The following is a 23,393-nucleotide window of genomic DNA, read 5'->3' as shown; positions in this document are numbered from 1 at the left end:
TTCTGAATAAATTAATAGTTTGCATTCTATTATGTATAACTATTACTGTCTCGTCATACATATAACTGTTTGATATACAAAACAAAGGAGCGAAAACTTCATGAATCAACAAACACCATCTTTTGTCAGTCATATTGACTCGTATGTGTATCATGCACTCCAAGGGATTACAGGGCGAATGGTTGCCGTCCAAACTGTCAGAGGGACTGTAACTGGATTACTTAAGTCTGTTATGCCTGACCATATTGTAGTGGAATCAGGAGGTTCTCCATTCTTTATACGAACTCAACAAATTATCTGGGTTATTCCTAGAGGATAAGGAGGTCATTTGATGTTTAAACGCGAAAATAAATTATTGATTGACCTTCCTGTTCCAGAGCATGGTGATCCGAATGCTGCCGCTGCAGTTCAGGAGTTGTTAGGTGGAAAATTTGGAGAAATGTCAACATTAAACAATTACATGTATCAGTCTTTTAACTTCCGTCAAAAGGATAAATTAAAACCTTTTTATGACCTCGTAGCAAGTATAACAGCAGAAGAATTTGGTCATGTGGAGCTCGTTAGTAATACAATCAACTTGTTATCACGCGGAAACACCTTTCCTGGGGACCCTGATGTTACCCCTTTACGTGAAGGAATGGATGCACGCAGTACGTATCACTTTATAGCTACTGCTCAAACGGCATTAGCAGGTGATTCTATGGGGCGTCCTTGGACCGGAGACAATGTATTTAGCAGCGGTAACTTAGTGCTAGATTTACTTCATAATTTCTTTTTAGAGGTAGGAGCACGCACACATAAGATGCGAGTATATGAAATGACAGAACATGAAACTGCTCGTGAAATGATAGGGTACTTACTTGTCAGAGGTGGGACGCATGTACTCGCTTATGCTAAAGCTTTAGAAATTGCTACGGGCGTAGATGTTAAAAAAATGGTTCCGATTCCTAATCTATCTAACAGAAAGTTTGATCATGCAAAAAAATTTGAGGATCAAGGCTTATCAAATGTTTTATATACATGGAATGATGTAGGCCATTATACAGATATCTCAAAAATTTGGAAAGGAACAAACCCTGAAAATGGAAACCAGCTCAAAGTAATTACTGGAGCTCCTAAGGGGGCACCTATTCCAAATTTAGAAGAGCTACCTGAAGAATTTGCTCCAGGGATCGATCGAGATGATTACGCAAAAATCGCCAAACGTTTAATGGAAAATATGTAAAATAGTTAAAGGGTATTCATGTGTCCATGAATACCCAACTTTCATATTTATATAGTTTTTGCTTCTAACACATCTTCCCCACGTGCAGCTCTAACTTTTTCAACATACTGCTTTGCATACTCCGTAATAAGGTCATAATCTCCCGTCTTAGCTGGTGCTAATAGATTTCCTCCTACTCCTACTGCTACACAACCGTTTTTAATCCATTGGTCCACATTTTCAAGGCTAACACCACCTGTTGGCATAATGTTCACTTGTGGAAGTGGCGCTTTTACTCCCTTAACAAAATCAGGGCCAAAGTTGTTCCCTGGGAATAACTTCACAATATCAACACCAGATTCAAGAGCACGCTTCATTTCCGTAATTGTCATACAACCTGGCATATAAGGGATTTGATAGAGGTTACATAATTTTGCGGTTTCTTCATCAAAGGAAGGACTGACTACGAACTGTGCCCCTGCAAGGATGGCTATTCTAGCAGTAGTTGAGTCAAGAACCGTACCAGCTCCAATCACCACATCATTGCGTTCATTATATAGAGACGTTAACTCTTTAATTACTTCATCCGCTTCTTTGACAGTAAAAGTTACTTCTATCCCCTTAATACCACCTCGAATACATGCATTAGAGATTGTTACTGCTTCTTCCTTCGTCTCTGCTCTCACTACTGCCACTACTCCACACTCTGAAACCTTTGATAGAACATTGATTTTATTCATGTGAATCCCCACTTTTTATATATTTTATGAAACATTTTTTATTAAATTTACAAAACTATCGTGCTGCCGTATCATATAGTAGAACGGCGTTTTAAATTTTAAAATAAAAAGTTCTATGCATTCTACATATATAAATCCATTGAAAGAGGTAACCGACTGTGTCAAACGTCCAATCACTTGAAAGAGCCTTAACTATTTTGAATAAGCTTTCAGATTATCCCGATGGAATACAAATTGCCCGTTTATCCGAACAAGTTGGTCTATCAAAAAGTACCGTCCACAGGCTCTTAGCAACATTATCCAATATGAACTATGTCGTAAAAGATTCGGAATCCGATAAGTATAAATTAGGATTGCAAGTCCTATTTCTCTCAAGAAATATTTTAAATAATAATGACATTGTGAATACGGCAAAACCTTACCTAGAAAGGCTTTCCCTTGATGTAAATGAAACCGTCCATTTATGCATCGAAGACCGTGGTGAAATTGTGTATATTGATAAAATTGAAAGCAATCAAACCATTCGAATGTTCTCACGTGTCGGAAACCGCGCACCGATGTATTGTACTGCTGTCGGGAAAATCTTATATTCTGGTATGGAGTCAGACCATTTTGAAGAATTAGTTTCAAAGGTGAATTTTATCCCTAAGACAGAATCAACCATCACAACCCCTGAGGGACTTCGGGAAGAAATAAATAAGATTAAGAAACAAAAATATGCCTTGGATAATATAGAAAATGAAGAAGGAATACGATGCATCGCCGCACCGATATACAACCATACAGGCAAGATTATTGCTAGTTTTAGTATCTCTGGTCCTAGTAATCGTGTGACAATGGATAAAATAAACGATACATTAATAGATAAGATGAGACAGACTAGCTTAGATATCTCTAGAAATCTAGGTTACATCGGTTCTTGATAAAGCCATTTCCTTCCCTGACTGGGAAGGAAATTTTTTACTTTATGTTTATTCTCCTTGTTTCCATAAATGAGCTTAGTTCCGCTCGATCTGGTAGCCCATCATTATCTCCTGGAGACATAACCGCTAAAGCTCCAATTGCTGTTCCACGTATCACTGCATCCTCTATTTTTTGTTCTTCTAACAAAGCACTCACTACACCGACGGCAAAACCGTCACCAGCCCCAACCGTATCAACGACTTTTTCTACCGGGAAACCCTCTGTATAAAACTGCTTTCCTTCAGAACTTGTGAAAGCTCCCTTTGCACCTAATTTTATAACCACTGTTCTCACTCCAGCAGCATGATAAAACTGTGCAATCTCAGTCTCATCTTCACAGCCTGTCAATAGCTTTCCTTCTGTAATGCCTGGCAGAACAATATCCGCCTGACAAGCTAAATCATTAATAATCCTCACCATTTCTTTTTGGTCTGGCCATAATCCTGGACGTAAATTCGGGTCAAAAGAAATTTGAACTCCTTTCTCACGTGCCACTCTCAATAACTCATAGACAGCTGCTCTGCACTCTTCCGATAATGCTGGTGGTATTCCAGTTAAATGAATATGATCAAATCCGTCCCAGCTTACATTATTAATTGTCTCTATATTCATATGAGAAGCTGCAGAGTTTTTCCTTGCAGAGAACACTTCTGGGTCTCCCACTTCGACTTTTTGCTTCCATTGCATACCCGTTACATATTTTGATTCATATTTAACATAGGTTGTATCAATCCCATTTTGTTGAAGAAACTTCTCTATGTTTTTACCGAAAGGATCTTTCCCAAGTTGCGTAATATAGGTAACCTCATGACCTAAGCGGGACATTCCGATCGAAAAGTTCACCTCTGCCCCGGCAACAAACCGACTAAATCGGTTCACTTCTTCTAAAGAACCACTTTGCTCTGCTACGAAGAGAGCCATCGGTTCACCGATTGTAATGATTTTACTCATACTTCCTCTTCTCCCCTTTATTTAAAGAGAGACATACTGTGCTATGCCTCTCTTTAGCTACTTTTAGACAGCAGTTGCGTTGATATCTTCTTCTTTTACATTTCCTTTGTTTTTCTTTTTCATATATTTAGACCAATAGGCCGTTAAGATTGGTACTAGAATGGATGTGACAATTACGGAAGCGGCCACCAATGCAGTTGCTGATTGAGCAACATCCATAAATTCCGGCTTCATATTGGCAATAATCATAGGATTAGCAACAGCTGCGCCAGCTGTACTAGAAGCAGCTAGTCCTGCCGTACCATTTCCGCCACCAATATACTTATCTGCTAAGATTAACGGAATACCAGTTACAATGATTACAAGAACACCTAGGATAATACCGGCAAGACCTGTTTTTGCAATGACCGTTAAATCAATTGTGTTTCCCAGGGCAAATCCGAAAAACGGGATCATTGTATGAGTAGCTTTGCTAAAGAAATCTTTTAAATCACTATCTAAATTTCCAAGAACAAAACCGACTAAGAAAGGTAGAACTGCCCCTACGAACACATGTGGTTCAAATGCTGCTAAGCCCGTTGAGCCAAGAATTAACATCGTTACTAATGGTCCTGATTCAAGTGACATTAATACAAAAGCTCCCGCTTCTTCTTTCGTACCGTACTGTTGCATGATGGAAGCATATAGACCACCGTTTGTCATATCCATTGCAGCAATTAAAGCAAGAACTGAGAAACCAGCAAATAATCCTGTTTGAATTCCGCCTTCTGGCATAAACATGGAGGCAATAATAGCTATAACCCATGCAACTGCAATTTTCGTTAATACAAGTGTTCCAGACTTTCTTAATACTGTACCTGTTGCTTTTATGTTGATGCCTGCACCCATACAGAAGAACCATACCGCTAAAATTGGAACTGTTCCCGTCATTAATCCGTTGGTAAACGACCCGAAATATTCTCCTGAGGTTGGAGCAAGAGTGTGTATAATTGCTCCTAAAAATAGTGGAACAAGCATTAGTCCGCCAGGGATCTTTTCAATTGACTTCATGATTTTCATTTTGCATTACCTTTCCCTTCTAATTTTTATATAGGTAAATTTCACGCAAAAGAACTTGAGATGATTGAATAATTGTCAATTTTATGCTATCTTTAAGTTTCAAAAAACAATTCGAAATGTTACAGGTGGCTATTCCTTTGGTCTGCCAACCATTGGCCGCCTTAACGTTTCATCCCATATTCTTCTGTGTTGGTCTCTATAACTCCACTTTAAGCACTACTTTTCTCACCTTTTGTTTTTCTTGAGCAATTAAGCCCGTCATATGTGAATCTTCAGGGAAGCAAATCATAACATCTCCAGGATTCATTGTGATTCCAGAGAGGACATCACCTTTAAAAAAGATGGCATCCTTCTCCGCATCGTACTCTTCCTTCACTTGCTGGCGTCCAATATGGTCAACCCCAATTTTCTCTTGTCCTTCTAAAATATAATGGATATCTAAATACTTTCTATGTGCTTCCCAAAAACAGCTTTCTTCCTCTTTTGTTTCGTATTCATTTAGGAAAAAGAACGAGTTATTATCAACTTCATAGCGCCCGGCTGTATATTGTGAAAAGTCACCTTTTAGGAACTCTAACTTTGATAAAATCTTATCGTCTAAAACGGCCTTTTCTCTGATATCTTCTAGCTTTCCTGTAATCACTCTAATCTTTCCTTTCTGAGATTCTTTAACGTGCTAACCAACCACCATCAATTGCTATGATTGATCCATTCATATAATCTGAAGCTCTACTTGATAAGAACACAACAACCCCCATTAGATCAGAAGGATCTGCCCAACGTCCGGCTGGTATGCGTGAAAGAATTTCTGCATTACGCTGTTCGTCTGCACGAATAGGTGCTGTATTAGCTGTTGCAATGTAGCCTGGAGCAATCGCATTAATTTGAACATTATATTGTCCTAACTCATTAGCAAACGCTTTCGTAACACCCGCAACTGCATGCTTACTTGCTGTATACGGCGGAACAAATTTCCCACCTTGGAAGGAAAGCATAGAGCAAATGTTAATAATCTTACCGCTCTTTTGCTCTACCATCACTTTTGCGACTTCCTGGCTTAAAAAGTAGACCGCGTTTAGGTTAATTTCCATTACCGCATCCCAATCTTCTTGCTTGTACTCTAGTAAAGGAGCACGTCTAATGGTTCCCGCATTATTTACTAATACATCAATCTTTCCATACACATTTAGACAGTCCTCTACTACTTTCTTCAAGGAGTCTCTATTCGTTAGGTCAGCCTGGTGGAAATGCACCTTTCTTCCCGTCTCTTCAATAAATGCTCTCGTTTCATCCCAATTTGTATCATGCGTAACAATAAACAAATCTGCTCCAGCTTTTGCTAACGCGACCGCATACCCTTGGCCAAGACCAGTATTTCCACCTGTTACGATAGCTACCTTATCTTGTAGGCTAAAAAAGTCTAATGAGAAATCTTGTAAACTCATATTTTATTACACTCCTATTTCATTATTTTTATATTGTTAATGTGACTAGTTTTAAATTACTTTAGTTGATCCATTGTCACTTGATCCATATCATTGTAGGTCTTATTTTCGCCAGCCATTGCCCAAATGAAAGTATAATTACTTGTTGCAGCACCACAATGAATGGACCATGGCGGAGAGATCACCGCTTGTTCATTTTTCATAACGATATGTCTTGTTTCAGTTGGCTCCCCCATAAAGTGGAACATTCTAGCATTTTCATCTAAATCGATATACAGATAAGTTTCCATTCTGCGATCATGAGTATGAGTTGGCATCGAGTTCCATACACTGCCTGTATTTAACTGAGTCATCCCCATTACCACTTGACAGCTTTGGATTCCCTCATTGTGGATCATTCTACGAATTACGCGATCGTTCGCACTTTCAAGAGCGCCTAACCGATCACCTTCAATGGATTTAAAGGAAACATGCTGCACAGGATACTCTTTGTGAGCAGATGCTGAGAATAAATAATACTTTGCTGGATTTTCAGCTGATTCACTTGTAAAAAGAAGTTCTTTCTTCCCTAATCCCACATACAAGCAGTCTTTATTCTCCATCTCATAAACTTCACCGTCGACAGTAATGTTTCCGTTACCTCCAACATTAAAGATTCCCACTTCTCTTCTCTCTAAAAAGTAGTTAGCCTTAATTTCGTCGTATCCTCCTAAAGAGATCGTTTCTTTCGTTGGGGTAATTCCACCGATAATTACACGGTCTTCCATGGAATAGGTAAGCTTGATCTCACCAGGCACAAATAAGTCTTCAACAAGATAATGCTTTCTAAGGTCTTCAGTAGTAAATGTTTTAGCATGATCAGGGTGTGTCGAGTATCTAATTTCCATAAATTACATCTCCTTTATAAGTCGTTCCACATCGTGGTATGTTGTTCCATAAATCAATTATAGCGTTTTCACAAATAAAATACCATCTTTAATTTGGCAAAAATATGAACATTTTTACATTTAATAAAAAATAAAAAGAGCCATCCATTTGGATAGCCCTAAACACAACTATATTTTATAATACCTTCTCTAAGAAATCTTTCGCTCTTGCTGTTTTTGGATTACTAAAAAACTCAGCTGGACTTGCGTCTTCAAGCAATACTCCACCATCAAGGAATAATACTCTGTCAGCCACTTCACGTGCAAATCCCATTTCATGGGTAACGATCGCCATCGTCATACCTGACTTTGCTAGGTCCTTCATTACATTCAGTACTTCCTTAACCATTTCAGGGTCAAGTGCGGATGTTGGCTCATCAAATAGCATTAAGTTCGGCTCCATCGCTAAAGCACGAGCAATAGCAACACGCTGTTTTTGTCCACCTGACAGGTTACTAGGAAATGCTTTTTCCTTTTCTGTAAGTCCCACTTTCGCAAGCAAATTACGAGCCTTTTCTTCCGCTACTTGTCGCGTTTCTCCTTTTACTTTGATTGGAGCGTACGTTAAGTTTTCAAGTACATTTAAATGCGGAAACAAGTTGAAGTGCTGAAAAACCATCCCAATTTGTTGACGAACCTTTAGTATATTTGTATTTTTATCTGTAATACTTTGACCGTCTATCGATATAGTTCCCTTTGTTGGCACTTCTAATAAGTTGATACAGCGAAGAAAAGTTGATTTTCCAGACCCAGATGGTCCAATAATCGAAACAACTTCACCACTATTAATATTAGTCGTGATACCCTTTAGTACTTCATTATCACCGAATTGTTTATAGAGGTTTTCCACTTTAATCACTGAACTTCAACCTCCTTTCAACAACTTTCCCAATGATCGTTAACACCATAACAAGTAGCCAATAAATGACCCCTACAAAAATTAGAGGTTCAAAGTTTCGATAAATATCAGCACCGACTACTTGAGCTCGGCGCATAAGATCTAAATACCCAATAGTTGAGACAATAGCCGATTCCTTCGTTAATGTAATAAATTCATTCATGAGTGCAGGTAAAATATTTTTTAAAGCCTGTGGTAAAATGATGTCCTTCATCATCAACCGATAAGGTACCCCAAGAGCTTGAGCAGCCTCTGTTTGTCCCTTATCAACTGCTTGAATTCCAGCACGGATAATTTCCGATACATATGCAGAGGAATTCAGACCAAATGCAAGGATAGCTGATAAAAATGGAGAAATATCATAGCCTGTTAATTGTGGAATCGCAAAATAAATAATCATTAACTGCAAAATTAATGGTGTTCCACGGAAAATAGATGTATATGCATCCCCAAACCAGTTCAATGCTTTAATTTTTGAAATTTTACATAATGCTAGAACCGTTCCTAAAATAAAACCAAAGATAATTGATATAATGACAAACTGTAATGTAACCCATATTCCTTCTAAAATAAAAGGAATATAAGGCACAATTTGGCTAAAATCCAAATTCATGCCTTACACCTCACTTTAATATTTTTCTGGTTAAACTTATTCTTCAGATAACCATTTCGCTTTTAATTCTTCTAGCTTCCCGTTCTCTTCCATTTCCTTTAGGACTTGATTTACTTCGTCAACTAGTTCACTGCCCTTTGGAAAAGCAACCGCCATTCCTGGTGAGCTCGAAGTAGGATCATCAAATCCTGCTAATCCTTGCTCATTAATATATCCTGTAGCTACTGACTTATCCAAGTACGCTAGATCAATACGGTTCGATTGTAATTCTTGAATCAAGATCGTTGCGTTGTCAACAGCCTTGATTTCAAAATCAACTGTTTCCTGAAGCTTTCGAGCACCCTCTTCTTGAATCGTACCTAACTGAACTCCAACCGTTTTTCCTTCTAATTGATCAAGGGATGTCACTTCAGAGTCCTTTAATGTGATAAACATTTCACCTGAATGATGATACTGAGTAGAAAAATCAACATTCTGAGCACGCTTCTCTGTAGCAGACATTCCTGATAATACTAGATCTACACGATTCGCTTGAAGTGCGCCAATTAGTCCATCAAATTTCATATCCTCAATTTTTAGCTCATAGCCTAATTCTTCTGCAATGTATTTAGCTAAATCAATATCGAAGCCTTCTACTTCGCCTGATGTGTTTCGAGATTCAAATGGAGCAAAATCTGCAGAGGTTCCCATGGTTAATACTTTTTTGCCCTCTTCTGCTTCACCGTTTCCAGATTCGTTATTTTGGCCACATGCTGCCAATACTAACGTTAAAATTAAAGTAATAAATAAACCGAACTTTTTCATGTTGTTTCCTCCTTATATAACGTTTATATGATATATACGAATAATTATTCAACTGAATGAATAATAACACATGCATATAATTTTGAAAAGTAGCTTTTTTAATATAAAAATATTCAGATTATTCTTCGAACTGTATTTATAATTTTATTATTTTAACAAATCAATACGATTATCCATGGATTCTTTTCGTTTCTAGGAATTCGTTTACCACTTTTTCAAAGATCTCTTTATTCGTAAGTAATTCATAACCAGTTGAAGCAAGAGCAAGTGCGCCTTTACTCAAGATTTGATGAGAATTCTCCGTAATAGTAATATCTGCAAACTCCTTTGTATGGGCAACAAGGCCCGGTGAATCAAGTCCAATATACGGATGAATGGCAGGGACAACATGACTTACATTGCCCATATCAATAGATCCATATGTGTCCTTTGCTTTTAAAACCTTTTTTACCCCTGTAGCAAGTAGGTTTTCTGTAAAAAGTTCGGATAGCGTTTGATTGGTTAGCATGTTGTCGTAACTAAGTTCATAGTTGGTAATTTCAACTGTTGCCCCTGTTACTAATGCCGCACCATGGGCAATATTTTTCACTTTCTGAACGACTTCATCTAGATAGCTACGGTTATTCGCACGTACATAAAATTGGGCAATTGCCTTATCGGGAACGATATTTGCAGCAACTCCCCCTTCTTTAATAATCCCATGAATTCGTACATCGGATGTCACATGCTGACGAAGGGCATTAATACCGTTAAAGAGCTGAATCACTGCATCAAGAGCATTGATTCCTTTTTCAGGAGATGCAGCCGCATGGCTTGACTGACCTGAATATTCAAATTGAATCGCATCCATTGCCAAGGAATCTCCACTTTCATATGATTCGTCAGCTGGGTGCAAAATCATAGCCACATCAATATCATCAAAAATCCCTTGTTCAGCCATCGGAACCTTCGCTCCATTTGTTTCTTCAGCAGGAGTTCCAAGAACAACCACTCGTCCACCTATTTCATCAACCAATTTGCTCAACAACACGCCAGCACCTGCACTCATTGTTCCTATCATATTATGTCCGCATCCATGTCCTACTCCAGGTAGTGCATCATATTCGGATAGATAGGCAATCGTAGGTCCCTCTTTTTTACTGTCGTATACCGCTTTAAAGGAAGTCGACCGCCCGACAATTCCTGTTTCCACTGCGAAATGATGCTCCTTTAGAAACGTAACTAGTTTTTCCATAGATTTATATTCTTGATCACCTAGCTCAGGGTCGTGGTAAATGGAATCGCTCATTTCCCATAGCTTGTTTTGTATCGTCTCTAAATATTGTTTTAATTGATTGTTCATTAGTAACACTCCTTTATATATGGAAAGAGGTATATTCATAAAATTACATAGCATTAAATATTTATTCAACATTTTTACTATTTTTCTAATATAATATATGTCGCTCCGAAATTCCAGCATATTTATTAGATAATATTATTAAATATACAAAATAACCTCTTTCCTTAAAGGAAAGAGGTTATTTGATTCGTATTATTACCAAAGAAAATCGAATAAACTACCTTTAAAAAGGTTTGTATCTATATTACATGTTGCTGCATCAATTCCATATTGCCAACCATACAATAGTGAACCTTCAGGAGCCTCTGCAGCATTTGCTGGTGCATTTGCTTGAGTGGTAACGTCTACATGAGGATAGGCCGTCCACAGAATTACCTTATTTTGAATCTCTTGATTTTCGTTTATAGAAACTTGGTATGCCTCAACTAAAGCACTACCCGGAGAGAATACACCATAAATACCTGGCTCATAAGGAGAACCCATCATCGTATCAAACCAGCCTTGAATAAATGCAGAATCGACAGGATAATTTGGTTCAATATCTGCAAATATAGCTACACCCTCTGGCGCATTTAACTCCCCTGCCAGAGAGATCCCAATATTCGCTTGCTCTACCCCGTTTTCATATCCAGTTGCATTATTAAATTGATTATTGATCAGAAGGATTTTTACTCCATTTGCATGCAAATATTCTACTTCCTCTATTGTTAACCCACTAGAAACACCATCAATCGTCCCTAGATATCTCCCCCAAACAGTAGGCTTTCCGAAATTTTCATTTACACAGGCGTATAGCTCTTCTGTCGTATATGACGCAGAATCGACTCCCCAATAATCAGCGATTGGATCGATAATTGTGTTAGCTTTTTGATTTCCATCTTCATTATTTCCGTTTTCTACTGTAGTATTATCGGGTTGCTCGTTTGTACTGGCGGTTGTAGTTTGAGTTTCGTTATGACTAGTTTCATTTGAATCAGACTGAAAATAGAAGATTGGAAGCAATAATAAAACTAACGCACTAATGAAGATGAGCAAGAAATTCCCCCATTTCAAATGATTCACCCCCTTGACAACAGCCTATTCAAGTAGGAGAAAAACCGTTTGGGCGGAACTGAACTTTAGAAAAATCAAAAAGGGTATTCAAAGCACTTTGTTATGCTTTGAATACCCACCATTTTTACTAATACTTCAATTGATTGACTTTATAGATATCTCTTCGATGAACCAGTAGCTTAAGAATGGATGAGCTGGCATTTGGATCCACATGATTGCTTACCACTGGATTTACTCCAGTAACAATAGGGGTCTGCACCTCTTTTTTCAACCGGCAACGTATATTTTCAGATTTATATAGTCTATATTTATCTTTAATTGATTCCTCCGAACGAATGTCTGAACCGACCATGATGGTTTTCCAAGTCAGTTTTGACCAAATCATCCACCCCACTAAAAGGATAATAAGTAACCCAATTACAGAGAGTACTTCCACTTTAATCCCTCCCTTACGAGTGTTAAAGACTTCTTACCCATGAGAGGTCATAGGTTAAACCTAATTCTAGAAAGTGTACGAGCCTAAAAAAATGACCTCCACTTTATAAGTGAAGGTCATTTCCTCTTCAACATACGTCAGTTGAATTACATTTGTATAATTGCTTCTAAAGCAACTTTCATTCCTGCGTTCACTGCTTTACCAACTACCTCGTTATGAGGATTATACTCTTCTCTAAGTTCCGCATCTGCAAAGCCATCAATCGCTAAAATAGCTCCCGCTTTAATCCCTTTCAAAGAGGAGATGACAAAAAGAGCTGAGTTTTCCATTTCAACTGCGACAACTCCTGCTTTTTTATATAATTGATGAGGAAATTCGAGAACACCAGAATAAAACGCATCAAGAGTAAGCGTCATTCCTTCTTTCACCAATAGGTCTTTAACATTTGATGACGCTGCATTTGTTAATGCCTCTACAATGGTCCGATCAGCAATAGCTGGAAACCCAGGAGGAACAATTTGTTTCGTTAGCCCATCACAGCTTACAGCAGCCGTACTGATGACAAGACTGCCAGGCTGTACGTCTTTTTGATAAGAGCCAGCCGTCCCTACACGAATGATTGATTGGACACCACCCATGATCAACTCCTCAAAGCAGACGGCTGCTCCTGGTGCTCCTACTCCGTGACTAACCACAGCTACTTTTGTTCCTTTCCAGCTACCTGAAAAACTATGGTATTCACGGTTTTCACCTAATTTAGTTGGATTGTCCATTAATTCTGCAATGATTTTCGCACGTGCCTGATCTCCACATACAATGACTCGCTCTGGTAAACAATCAGACGCTAATTTAAGGTTTGGCAGAAAGTTAGTCAAAGTCTTTTCGCTCCCATTCATCCTCCGGAATAGGAAGGTCCTCTCCCGAAAATCGTTCCTCTTTAAAAGGGTCTCCATTAAGATGGAATCCATTTTGTTCCCAAAATCCAGGTTTATTCTCGTCAATAAACTCAATTCCTCTAATCCATTTCACACTCTTCCAAAAATATAGATGAGGGACAACAAGCCTTAATGGCCACCCGTGCTTATCCGTTAATGGCTCCCCTTCAAATGTATGGGCAAGAAGTACGTCGTCCTGTAACAAATCAGCCAATGCAATATTCGCTGTATAGTCATGGTCTGCATGAAGCATCACGTATTTGCTCTTAGGAGTGATGTCTATTGCCTTTAAGAAATCACTGAACTTTACTCCCGTAAATTGATTATCAAATCTAGACCAGCGAGTAACACAATGAATGTCAACGGTCACGGTTGTTTCAGGCATTTCTTTCATTTGATTATAGGTGAGTACGACCTCTTTATCTACCTCACCAAAGACCTTTAAATCCCATTTTTCCAAATCATAAACAGGAACGTCTCCTTCATGCAAAATCGGAAAACGTTCCGTTAACGCTTGTCCTGGCGGAAGCCGTTTCGCATGCTTGGGATCGGCTACTGGTACTCTTGTTCGTTTAATTCTGTCTGCTTTATTTAAGCTCATGTGTTTCACTCCTGTTCTTATCTAGAGCTTTGCTGTCCTGATGCTTGTGATTCTAAGCCACGATCCTTTAAAAAGAACATTGCGATAATCGTAATCACGTATGGAAGCATGGACGTGAATTGCGTAGGCATAGAAAACCCTTGTAGCCTGATACTCATCGCATCCATCAGACCAAACAATAAGCTCGAACCAATCATGCCAATCGGATGTGACTGACCAAGCATCATCGCTACTAACGCGATAAATCCTCTTCCAGCCGTCATTCCCTCAGTAAACATGGTAACTTGACCAAGTGATAGCTGGGCACCTGCAAGACCGCATAAAACTCCACTTGCCACAATTGCTCCATACTGAAGAGCGGTAACCTTTAATCCTAAGCTTCTTGCCGCTGCTTCATTTTTTCCGACTGCTAAAATACGGAACCCAACGACGGTTTTAAACAAGAAAATATATAATAGTATCGCTGCAATAAAGGCAGTATACACAAGTGGCGAGTGACCTGATAGAAGCTTTCCAATCACAGGAATATTTTCAATAAGTGGAAGGTCCCACTTCGGAAGTCCATTCATGTCCTTATCATAAAAGGCTCCTTTTACTTGAAAAATGGCTCGGAGGCCAAAAGTAGTTAATCCTAAAACAAGAAAGTTTATAGCAATACCGGCTACAATCGGATTAGCTTTAAACTTGATCGTCGCTAGTCCAAATAATAAAGAGACTAGAACACCACCGAAGGCACCGGTTAAAACAGCTACTATCACACTTCCACTATAATAGTTACCAACGATTGCGGAAAAGGCACCTGCTAGAATTAAGCCCTCAAGACCCACATTAAAGATTCCGACTCGAGCACATAATGCTCCTCCTAAGGCAGCCAATAGAATAGGGCTAACCATACGGATAGCAGAAGCAAAAAGGGAATAATCAAACAGCTCCATTCACGTCACCCGCTTTCTTTTTAACTTTCCACCAGCTTAAGGTGAATTTTGCAGTAACGAATAAAATAAGAACACCTTGAATGACACTAGCAATTTCCAAAGGTACTTCTGTGTTTCGTTCCATCCCCATCGCACCCGTTTGTAAGGCTGCCAGTAAAATCGCAGCTACTGCTGTACCTAATGGATTGGAGTTGGCTAACAGTGCTGCCATTAAACCTGTCCATGCATAGCCCGGTACGGTTAGGGCTCCCTCTACATATCGATACTGAGATCCGAGAACCTCAACTGTTCCAGCTAACCCAGCAATCCCTCCGCTAAAAAACATGCTAAAGAGGAGAACCTTCTGTTTATTAATACCGCCGTATTCAGCAAAGAAAGGGTTCTTCCCGAGCATTCTCACTTCATATCCAGAAGAAGTAAATTGGAGAACCACATATAAGATGACCGCACCAATAACGGCTATTACAAACCCCATATGCACGCTCATTCCAGAAAACAGTTTAGGAAGCCAAACTGCTTGATCAATCATAGGCGTCTGAGCTAGGGCAGCAGAGCCTGACTTATCCTGGAAAGGTTCCGCCACCAAGTAACCTGCGAACAAGACAGCGACATAGTTTAAAAGAAGGGTAGAAATCAATAGCTGTACTTTGTATTTCACTTCCATCCAACCGGCTAACAATGACCATAATCCCCCAGCTATAAAGCCTGCCAGAAACGCCGAAAGCAATTTAACGATCCCAGAACCTGGTACATAAAGGGCTGCAAGCGCCGCGCACACGGCCCCTAATACCATCTGACCTTCTGCCCCCATATTAAACACACCTGCTCGAAAGGCGAGAGCTAATCCCAACCCTATCAATATGATAGGAGTAGCCCGAGCAAGAGTAGCTGTTAGGAAGTAGAAGTTTCCAAACGCTCCATCCCACATGACTTTGTACGTATCGAAAATAGACTCTCCAATAAGAGCTATGGCAAGTGCTCCGGTTAACAGTCCAATCAGGACCGCAATCATTGGTTGGAATAAAGGCTTAAGCAGTTGTTGTATTTTTCTCTGAAGATTCATCTTCTTTTCCTCCTGCCATAAGTACACTCAGACGTTCTTCTGTTGCATCTTTTCTTTCAAGAACATCAACGATTTTCCCTTCAAACATGACCGCAATTCTGTCTGATAGTAATAGAATTTCCGATAGCTCCGAAGAGACAAGTAAAATTCCATCCCCACGGTTACGCTTTTCAAGGATTGCCTCATGGATATATTCCATGGCACCAATATCGACACCACGAGTTGGTTCAGCTGCAATGAGAAAATTGGTTTCAAATCCAAGTTCACGTGCAACAATTAATTTTTGAAGGTTTCCGCCAGAAAGGTTCCCTGACTTGTCATCTACCGATTTAACCTTTATCTCGAAGCGGTCAATCCAACCTTTTACAACCTCTCGAAACGAGCTTTTCAAAATAAAGGAATACTTGTTAAAGGCTTTTTTATTGTAATATCCCATTACACCGGTTTCTTCAATCGTAGCATCCTTCGCAGCTCCCCATAAAAAGCGATCCTCTGGTATATGAGCGAGCCCCTCATTTCTTCTAAATGCTACAGATTTACCAACTAGATGGGTATCACCTAAACGTATGTCCCCTTGATCAACCGATGTTAATCCCGAAATCGCTTGAATCAACTCAGATTGGCCGTTGCCTGATACTCCCGCAATTCCTACTATTTCCCCGCGATGAACCGTTAAAGAAAGCTGATCCAATATAGGTTTTGAACCTTTCCCTTTTATCGAAATCTCTTCTAGTTCTAGCAAGGGCTCTCCATTTAGTTGATTACGCTCTGAAAGCTGTTGGAGCTCTCGTCCTACCATCATCGTAGCCAGTTGATCAATCGAAGTGTCCACCTTTTTTACATTCCCTGTTACACGTCCATTTCGTAACACTGTCACATGATCGGCTACTTTCATGACTTCTGGTAACTTATGAGTGATAAGAATGATACTTTTTCCTTGATCCGCTAGAAAGCGAATCGTTTTTAATAGCTCATCCACTTCAAAAGGGGTTAACACAGCTGTCGGCTCATCAAGAATAATAATTTCCGCACCCTGATATAGCACTTTTAAAATTTCAATCCGTTGCTGTTCTCCTACTGAACAATCTCCAGCTTTTTTACTAGGATTCACTTGAATCTTATATTGATCACTCAACTTTTGAACCTGTTCCGCTGCCATTTTTCTATTAAAGAATCCATTCTTGATGGGTTCATGCCCAATCACAATATTTTCGGTAACAGTAAAATCACTAAATAACATAAAATGCTGATGAACCATTCCTATTCCTTGTTCGATCGCATCTTGAGGTCCATAAAATTGGGCTTGTTTGCCATTTAGCTTAATTTCTCCACTCGTTGGCTGTTCTAACCCATAAAGCATCCTCATGAGCGTTGTTTTACCAGCACCATTTTCACCAACAATCGCAAGAACTTCTCCTTTTTTTAATTGAATGGAGATGCCGTCATTCGCAAGGAAATCGCCATATTTCTTGGTCATTTCCTTCATCTCTAAGCGATAAGTCATTGTTTTCCCCCCTGTAAAAATGGAAACCGACTACAATCTGCAGTCGGTTTGATTTTTTCAGTTTACTCACTTAATGGATTTTCAATCACTTTACTACCTGCAATGATCTCATCATAAAGTGCTTTTACTTGATCAATAGCTTCCTGACCAACAAAAGAATGTAGTGGTGTGTTGCTTTCATGTGTCACATATGTTAAGCCAACACCTTTTTCCTTTAGACCATACTCAACCACTCCAGGTTCAAAGCTACCATTTGCATAAGCTTTTACCGTTTCATAAGCTGCTGCATCCGTACCTTTAAGCTGGGAAAGAACGACATGCTCAGGATCTACTTCTGTACGATCAATATCTTGACCTGATGTGAAGAAACCTTGCTCCTTTGCTGCTTCAAATACTCCTAAATCACCAACTGCTGAAGCACCAGCAACAAAATCCGCCCCTTTCGAAGCTTGAAGCAACGCTAATTCCTTAGCTTTAGCAGGATCTGAGAAGCTTCCCACATAGTTTACTAGGAACTCAGCGTCTTGATTCGTTTCCTTAAGACCTTGTTCAAATGCTACCGTCCACTTTTTCATTAATGGAATATCCATTGCAACTACCATACCAACTTTGTCCGTCTTCGTTGAAAGTCCTGCAGCAGCTCCTAAAAGATAAGCCGCTTCGTGTTCACGGAAGTTAACACTTTGAACATTAGGTAAATCTACTACTGTATCAATAATCGCAAATTGACGATCTGGATTTTCTGCTGCTACCTTTTTAAGGGCATCTTCTGATTCAAAAGAAGACGTAATAATTAGGTCATAACCTTCAGCAACCGCTACACGAAGATTTTCTTCAATAGCCGAATGATCAGTTGATTCAATCGTCTTTAACTCCACTCCAAATTCCTCAGCCGCTTGTTTCGCCCCTTCATCCATTTGCTGGAAGAAAGGATTCACACCCATTTTTTCAGGTAGTACTAAGGCAATCTTTTTCTTTTCTTCATTTGTTGAACTACTATTATTCTCTGATTCTTCAGCTCCACCACAACCTGCAACTAGTAGAATCAATCCTAAGATCAATACGGAAAATAACTTTTTCATGACGTTCCCCCTATGTGTGTTTTCATTATATGCATGTTTAATACCTGATTAATAATCTACCAAATTACATATGAAATAACAATACAAATATCGAACATTTTATTATTTTTTTATTCAAATGTTCGTGTTTTATCCATATATTTAATTTTCAGACAGTTTTTAACAATAAAAAAATACCTTTATGAATGTGTCTTTTTCTATCATAAAGGTGTTCTTTTATTGATCTATTTTTTAAAACCTAACTTTTCAACATACAACATCTTCTCAATTTCATCTACAGGAACCGGTCTACTAAAATGATACCCTTGCATCATATGACACTTCATTTTTTCTAGTATTTCCTTTTGTTTTTGCGTTTCTACCCCTTCAGCAATCACGTCTACCTTCAACCGTTTTCCTAATGCAATAATGGTTTGAATAATGGCCTTATATGCTGCATGGTGTTCCATTTCGACTAGAAACTCTCTAGGAATCTTTAACTCTGTAATTGGTAATTTCGGAAGATAGGAGAGAGAAGAATAACCTGTACCAAAATCATCAATGGATAGATTAACACCTAACATTCTAATAGCTTCCAGTTTTTTTAAAGTTTCATTCATATTACTCATTGCCACTGCCTCAGTGATCTCGATATTGAGAAGATCTGGCCTAAGTTTTGTTTCTTCTAAAACACGCTTAATGGTTTCAATCAGTTGCGCTGATTGAAATTGCTTCGGAGAAATATTGACTGAAATCCTTAATTGCTCTCCCCATAGCTTTCCTTGTTTACAAGTTTCTCTCAGAATCCATTCTCCAATAGAGATGATTAGATCTGTATCTTCTGCAATTGAAATAAAATCACCGGGGTATAATAATCCAAATGTAGGATGCTGCCAACGAATAAGTGCTTCTACACCGTACATTCGATTTTCTTCAGTATCAAATTGTGGCTGGTAGTGTAAAACTAGTTCATTGTTATGAACAGCTTTACTAAGGTCACTTCCTAATACAAACGTGTTTCTTGAGTCTTCTTCCATTTTCGGTTCAAAGATTCTGAATTGATTTCTTCCATTGTTTTTAGCTTTATACATAGCTAAGTCTGCTTTTTTCATAAGAGAAATAGCCGTTTCTGAATTCCCAGGCTCGAAAATGGAAATCCCTATACTAGGTGTAGCTAAAAATTCATAGTTTCTTATCGAATATGGCTCACTTAATGCACGACAAACAGACTCCGCCAGTGTAATAACATGATCCCGATCTACAATATGATTAAATAGTAGCGTGAATTCATCGCCACCTTGTCTTGCTATTATTGCTTGATCACCAACACAATTCGAAAGACGCTTAGCCATATCTACAAGTAACTCATCTCCTGCATCATGACCAAGTGTATCATTTATATTTTTAAACCGGTCTAAATCAATATACATAACGGCTAACATATTATTATCTGTAGTACCGTCTTTGATTTCTGCATCTAACACGCTCTCAAACAAAGCTCTGTTAGGCAACCCTGTTAACAAATCATGATACGCCATATAATTAATCCTATCTATACTTTCCTTTACTTCCGTAATATCTTTCCCAACTCCATAAATTCCTTCAATCTTACCATTAACTACAATTGGTACAAGGGTAATGACTACAGAATAAGCACTTCCATTCTTACTGTTTAAAGTTACTTCGAACACCTGTGGTTCTTCTTCTATCTTTGAAAAATGAGTGGCAACTCGATCAAGGTCTCTCGGATTGATAAACAAATAAAATGATTTTCCAATTAGCTGAACGGTTTCCATTCCAACTAATTGTGCACAAGAGGCATTTGCACTTTGAAAGGTTCCATTCAAGCGAAGGGAGAACACTGCATCTGGATGATATTTAAAAAGAGACAGATATCGTTCTGTACTAAGTAGTAAATCTTTATTATTTTTGTCATATTTCAAAAGTAAACGGTTGTTTTCCACCAAGATAAATACTAGTCGAACAATGATTAGAAAAATGATAAACGTTGTACTTAACGTGAATAGAGTAAAATTAATTCCTTCTATTTTATAAAAAATGAGTAAAAGTGCCATTAGGAACGTATATAAAATAATTAATCTCCATAACCCCACTTTTGAAGGACTATCTGTATCCGATTGCTGTTTATTAACTGGTTTCATATAAAAACTAGAAAATCCGACTAGTAATAGAGCTAGAGTAAATAATGGATCAAGTAAGGTACCTGTCTCATATTTTTCTCTTAGTGTTAAATATACGTATCCAGAATCAGCAAATACTTGAAAAACTAGTCCAACCAAAATATAAAATAACGCATTTCTTTTACCAAAATCATCTGAATCAAAATATAATATCAGTGCACTAAATAATAAAATTAAGTCCCCAATTGGGTATCCAAGGGAAACTATTAGGTAGGCTCCTGTGATCTCTGGGTTCACAATTAAGCTTTTCATAATGAAATGATAGCTGAGTGTGGTAGCGGATATCATAACAATAAGTACTTCAAATATCCAGCGCATTAACCGATGAATTGTTTTTACCTGGTAAAAGTAATAACCTAATGCAATTAAATAAAACATAATTTGAAGCATGTAAAAGATATCAGGTGAACCAGGATAAGGAACATTAACAAACAAGTAGCTCTCATAATACATCCACAATATTTCTGCTATGAAGTAGCTAAACGTTCCAAGAGAAAGAAATAACGAAAAATAATCTCTTTTTCCATCACTTTTTAAGAATCCAGATAACAACCACATACTGGAAATTAGTGGTCCAATTGTAGAAATGATATTTCTCATTACTACTGTCAAGCGAACACTAGGATCTCCGAACAAGACGACAAAATAGTACAAAAGTATGTAAACAAAAATGAAAACGCCAATAGATTTCTGATGCTTCACCATGATCTGTCACTCCTCTAGGCGTATAGTCCTGTCTTTCATTATACTCTTAACAGAAGTTCAGTAGTAGGCTACCTTTTTAGATTTTTCAAGCATTTTGTGAGAAATATTTACCAATAAAAAATTCACTTCAAAGAATCAGGAGATTTATGGTTAATCATAAATTTGGGTAGACTGTAGGTATATGAATAAGTGTGGTGAACTCATTGTCTGTCATTTTCGATTTTCTTCTGTATTCCGTTTCTATGGATCAAGTCATAGAGGCGGAGAAAGAGTTTTATGAAACTCTTCGCGAGTATTGGCGGGATCATAACTACTTAACCTTTAACTGGTGGTTGCTCGTTTTTTTAAGTATTTTATCGCCTATTGTATGGTGGAAAACGATTGATACAAAAAGAATTACTGAAATTACTGCTTTTGGGTTGTTTTATGGTATTACGGCAATTATCCTAGATTCCATTGGCAGCAGCGCGCTTGTTTGGGTATATCCAGTTCGGCTTACCCCTTACTTGTACCCACAATACTACCCTTATGATGTAGGGGTTGTAATCGTCCCGTTTATGTATTTGTATCAAAGGTGGGGAAATCACTTTAAACCGTTCCTCATATCAACGGGAATCCTTTCTGCCTTTCTTGCTTTTGTTGCAGAACCCTTTATGGAGTGGTTACATATTTACAAAGAATTAACATGGAAGCATATTTATTCTTTTCCTATCTATTGGCTACTAGGGCTTATTTGTTGGATCATTTTAAAACGATTCAAAAAACTTGAAAGCAAACCATAACAAATCCCCCCTTAACAAGGAGGGATTTGTTATATATCTTATCATGAATTACCCGATAATAATTTCCTTAACTCATCTTACAATTCCTTTGTCATAAAGACACTATTTGGATCTTCTTTGTAATCAGCAAACGGCTCACAATACGTAAACCCAAACTTGGTATACAATGTTTTGGCGGCTTCAAACGCCTCCATTGACCCTGTTTCTAAACTTATTCTTTTATAACCACGGCGCTTTGCTTCTTCAACCAGATGCTCAAGTAACTGCTTCGCTACCCCTTTTCTCAAATGTTTGGGTGATGTTTTCATTGACTTCACTTCCCCATGATGAGGATTAAGCTCTTTCAGTGCTGCACAACCAAGCAACTCCGTACCTTCCCATGCACTCCAAAACGTTATATCTGGTTTTCTTAATTTTTCTAAATCAAGCGCATGAATGCTTTCTGGTGGAGAATGTAATGTCATGCTGTGTAGATGATCACCTATTAACTCAGCAATCTCCGAACCTCTTAAATCATCTAGTCTAATATCCATCACACTCACTCCTTATCATTTGTTATTTTTCTCCATTATCAACATTAAAACATAATACGGATCCTAGTTTAAGATATAATTCCAGTTTTTTTATATATCTTTTTATAAATTAGAAACAAAAAAAAGCTACCTAATAGGCAGCTAATCATTTATAAATAATGTCATCTCTAAGCGATGCTACTTTTGTTAAAGCCGTATCGATGTCTGCTTCGCTAACACCAAAATGAGCAAGCGCATCGTGGAGATGCTTTGCAATCGCATCAAAATGAGCTGGTTGCAAATTCATCCCTTCATGGGCTTTTGCCATTGATGATCCCGAATATTGATTTGGACCACCTAAAGCAAAGCTAATAAATTTAGTTTGATGGCGACGCTGTTTTTCCATATCGGTGCCCTTAAAAAAATGATTAACAGAATCATCTTTAAGAACTAACTCAGAATAAAAATAGTCTACTACCTTTGCAATTGCCTCTTCTCCGCCAACTTTTTCGTAAAGTGTTTGTTCCATGGTTATCCTCCTTTATATTCCAACAGAGGTATTTTTCACAGTTTTTTATAAATTATTCATCCTAGTTATTTCTGAGTTTGTAGCGCCAGTTTAATTCCTAAACCGATATACACTAAGCCAACCACTTTTCC

25 protein-coding genes are annotated in these 23,393 nt (G+C 38.2%); 4 read left to right on the top strand and 21 right to left on the bottom strand.

Going from position 1 to position 23,393, the window contains the following annotated elements:
- Positions 1 to 100 precede the first annotated feature (100 nt).
- Entirely contained in the window at positions 101 to 319 is a 219-nt protein-coding gene (locus ACGLXV_RS10840; protein WP_391558591.1) for a YuzF family protein, read from the top strand.
- Positions 320 to 331: 12 nt separating this feature from the next.
- Positions 332 to 1,225 (top strand): manganese catalase family protein, encoded by an 894-nt coding sequence (locus ACGLXV_RS10835; RefSeq protein ID WP_119706946.1) that lies wholly within the window; start codon positions 332 to 334, stop codon positions 1,223 to 1,225.
- Between the two features lie 47 nt (positions 1,226 to 1,272).
- Here the strand turns inward: ACGLXV_RS10835 and ACGLXV_RS10830 are convergent, their stop codons facing one another.
- A complete protein-coding gene (locus ACGLXV_RS10830; protein WP_391558590.1) occupies positions 1,273 to 1,944 on the bottom strand; it encodes a bifunctional 4-hydroxy-2-oxoglutarate aldolase/2-dehydro-3-deoxy-phosphogluconate aldolase in 672 nt (223 codons plus the stop codon).
- Between the two features lie 158 nt (positions 1,945 to 2,102).
- Between ACGLXV_RS10830 and ACGLXV_RS10825 the strand changes: the two genes are divergently transcribed.
- Positions 2,103 to 2,867: an IclR family transcriptional regulator gene (locus ACGLXV_RS10825; protein ID WP_391558589.1), complete on the top strand. Its 765-nt coding sequence runs from the start codon at positions 2,103 to 2,105 to the stop codon at positions 2,865 to 2,867.
- Between the two features lie 37 nt (positions 2,868 to 2,904).
- Here ACGLXV_RS10825 and ACGLXV_RS10820 read toward each other — a convergent pair whose 3' ends face one another.
- The 18 genes from ACGLXV_RS10820 to ACGLXV_RS10735 form a co-directional block, all read right to left on the bottom strand.
- Complete coding sequence (locus ACGLXV_RS10820; RefSeq protein WP_391558588.1) at positions 2,905 to 3,858, bottom strand: sugar kinase; 954 nt, start codon at positions 3,856 to 3,858, stop codon at positions 2,905 to 2,907.
- 63 nt (positions 3,859 to 3,921) lie between these two features.
- The gene (kdgT, locus tag ACGLXV_RS10815; RefSeq protein WP_119706942.1) at positions 3,922 to 4,917 is read right to left on the bottom strand and encodes a 2-keto-3-deoxygluconate transporter; all 996 of its coding nucleotides are present in this window, start codon (positions 4,915 to 4,917) and stop codon (positions 3,922 to 3,924) included.
- Positions 4,918 to 5,113: 196 nt separating this feature from the next.
- Positions 5,114 to 5,560 carry a NanQ anomerase/TabA/YiaL family protein gene (locus tag ACGLXV_RS10810; RefSeq protein WP_391558587.1) on the bottom strand — a complete coding sequence of 149 codons (447 nt, stop codon included), beginning with the start codon at positions 5,558 to 5,560 and terminating at the stop codon, positions 5,114 to 5,116.
- 25 nt (positions 5,561 to 5,585) lie between these two features.
- Positions 5,586 to 6,362, bottom strand: coding sequence for a 2-dehydro-3-deoxy-D-gluconate 5-dehydrogenase KduD (gene kduD, locus ACGLXV_RS10805; RefSeq protein WP_391558586.1), 777 nt, complete (start codon positions 6,360 to 6,362; stop codon positions 5,586 to 5,588).
- Between the two features lie 56 nt (positions 6,363 to 6,418).
- Positions 6,419 to 7,249, bottom strand: a complete 831-nt coding sequence (kduI, locus tag ACGLXV_RS10800; protein WP_391558585.1) for a 5-dehydro-4-deoxy-D-glucuronate isomerase — start codon at positions 7,247 to 7,249, stop codon at positions 6,419 to 6,421.
- A gap of 175 nt (positions 7,250 to 7,424) precedes the next feature.
- Complete coding sequence (locus ACGLXV_RS10795; RefSeq protein WP_391558584.1) at positions 7,425 to 8,147, bottom strand: amino acid ABC transporter ATP-binding protein; 723 nt, start codon at positions 8,145 to 8,147, stop codon at positions 7,425 to 7,427.
- Positions 8,140 to 8,799 carry an amino acid ABC transporter permease gene (locus tag ACGLXV_RS10790; protein ID WP_119706937.1) on the bottom strand — a complete coding sequence of 220 codons (660 nt, stop codon included), beginning with the start codon at positions 8,797 to 8,799 and terminating at the stop codon, positions 8,140 to 8,142. The genes ACGLXV_RS10795 and ACGLXV_RS10790 overlap by 8 nt, the downstream gene beginning before the upstream one ends.
- Before the next feature lie 36 nt (positions 8,800 to 8,835).
- On the bottom strand, positions 8,836 to 9,603 hold the full coding sequence (locus ACGLXV_RS10785; protein ID WP_119706936.1) for a transporter substrate-binding domain-containing protein: 768 nt from the start codon (positions 9,601 to 9,603) through the stop codon (positions 8,836 to 8,838).
- Positions 9,604 to 9,772: 169 nt separating this feature from the next.
- Positions 9,773 to 10,945 carry a M20 family metallopeptidase gene (locus ACGLXV_RS10780; RefSeq protein ID WP_391558583.1) on the bottom strand — a complete coding sequence of 391 codons (1,173 nt, stop codon included), beginning with the start codon at positions 10,943 to 10,945 and terminating at the stop codon, positions 9,773 to 9,775.
- Between the two features lie 195 nt (positions 10,946 to 11,140).
- Entirely contained in the window at positions 11,141 to 12,007 is an 867-nt protein-coding gene (locus tag ACGLXV_RS10775; RefSeq protein ID WP_391558582.1) for a glycoside hydrolase domain-containing protein, read from the bottom strand.
- Positions 12,008 to 12,125: 118 nt separating this feature from the next.
- Complete coding sequence (locus ACGLXV_RS10770) at positions 12,126 to 12,434, bottom strand: hypothetical protein (protein ID WP_391558581.1); 309 nt, start codon at positions 12,432 to 12,434, stop codon at positions 12,126 to 12,128.
- 146 nt (positions 12,435 to 12,580) lie between these two features.
- The gene (locus ACGLXV_RS10765) at positions 12,581 to 13,309 is read right to left on the bottom strand and encodes a nucleoside phosphorylase (protein ID WP_391558580.1); all 729 of its coding nucleotides are present in this window, start codon (positions 13,307 to 13,309) and stop codon (positions 12,581 to 12,583) included.
- Positions 13,302 to 13,970 (bottom strand): sulfite oxidase-like oxidoreductase, encoded by a 669-nt coding sequence (locus ACGLXV_RS10760; RefSeq protein WP_391558579.1) that lies wholly within the window; start codon positions 13,968 to 13,970, stop codon positions 13,302 to 13,304. The genes ACGLXV_RS10765 and ACGLXV_RS10760 overlap by 8 nt, the downstream gene beginning before the upstream one ends.
- A 17-nt stretch (positions 13,971 to 13,987) precedes the next feature.
- A complete protein-coding gene (locus ACGLXV_RS10755) occupies positions 13,988 to 14,905 on the bottom strand; it encodes an ABC transporter permease (RefSeq protein WP_391558578.1) in 918 nt (305 codons plus the stop codon).
- Entirely contained in the window at positions 14,892 to 15,968 is a 1,077-nt protein-coding gene (locus ACGLXV_RS10750; RefSeq protein ID WP_391558577.1) for an ABC transporter permease, read from the bottom strand. The genes ACGLXV_RS10755 and ACGLXV_RS10750 overlap by 14 nt, the downstream gene beginning before the upstream one ends.
- Entirely contained in the window at positions 15,934 to 17,472 is a 1,539-nt protein-coding gene (locus ACGLXV_RS10745; RefSeq protein ID WP_391558576.1) for an ABC transporter ATP-binding protein, read from the bottom strand. Before ACGLXV_RS10745 ends, ACGLXV_RS10750 begins: the two co-directional genes overlap by 35 nt.
- Positions 17,473 to 17,534: 62 nt before the next feature.
- Entirely contained in the window at positions 17,535 to 18,554 is a 1,020-nt protein-coding gene (locus ACGLXV_RS10740; RefSeq protein ID WP_391558575.1) for a BMP family protein, read from the bottom strand.
- 224 nt (positions 18,555 to 18,778) lie between these two features.
- Positions 18,779 to 21,439, bottom strand: coding sequence for a putative bifunctional diguanylate cyclase/phosphodiesterase (locus tag ACGLXV_RS10735; RefSeq protein ID WP_391558574.1), 2,661 nt, complete (start codon positions 21,437 to 21,439; stop codon positions 18,779 to 18,781).
- 203 nt (positions 21,440 to 21,642) lie between these two features.
- On the opposite strand from ACGLXV_RS10735, the gene ACGLXV_RS10730 reads away from it, so the two are divergent.
- Positions 21,643 to 22,221, top strand: a complete 579-nt coding sequence (locus ACGLXV_RS10730) for a CBO0543 family protein (protein ID WP_391558573.1) — start codon at positions 21,643 to 21,645, stop codon at positions 22,219 to 22,221.
- Between the two features lie 77 nt (positions 22,222 to 22,298).
- On the opposite strand, the gene ACGLXV_RS10725 is transcribed toward ACGLXV_RS10730, so the two are convergent.
- Both ACGLXV_RS10725 and ACGLXV_RS10720 read right to left on the bottom strand, forming a co-directional pair.
- Positions 22,299 to 22,754, bottom strand: a complete 456-nt coding sequence (locus ACGLXV_RS10725; RefSeq protein ID WP_391558572.1) for a GNAT family N-acetyltransferase — start codon at positions 22,752 to 22,754, stop codon at positions 22,299 to 22,301.
- Between the two features lie 145 nt (positions 22,755 to 22,899).
- The gene (locus ACGLXV_RS10720; protein WP_391558571.1) at positions 22,900 to 23,262 is read right to left on the bottom strand and encodes a group I truncated hemoglobin; all 363 of its coding nucleotides are present in this window, start codon (positions 23,260 to 23,262) and stop codon (positions 22,900 to 22,902) included.
- Positions 23,263 to 23,393 lie beyond the last annotated feature (131 nt).

This window comes from Robertmurraya sp. (genome assembly GCF_036676585.1).
GTDB lineage: Bacteria > Bacillota > Bacilli > Bacillales > Cytobacillaceae > Robertmurraya_A.
Note: the sequence above shows the minus strand (reverse complement) of the source record. Positions and strands in the feature narration are given on the sequence as shown.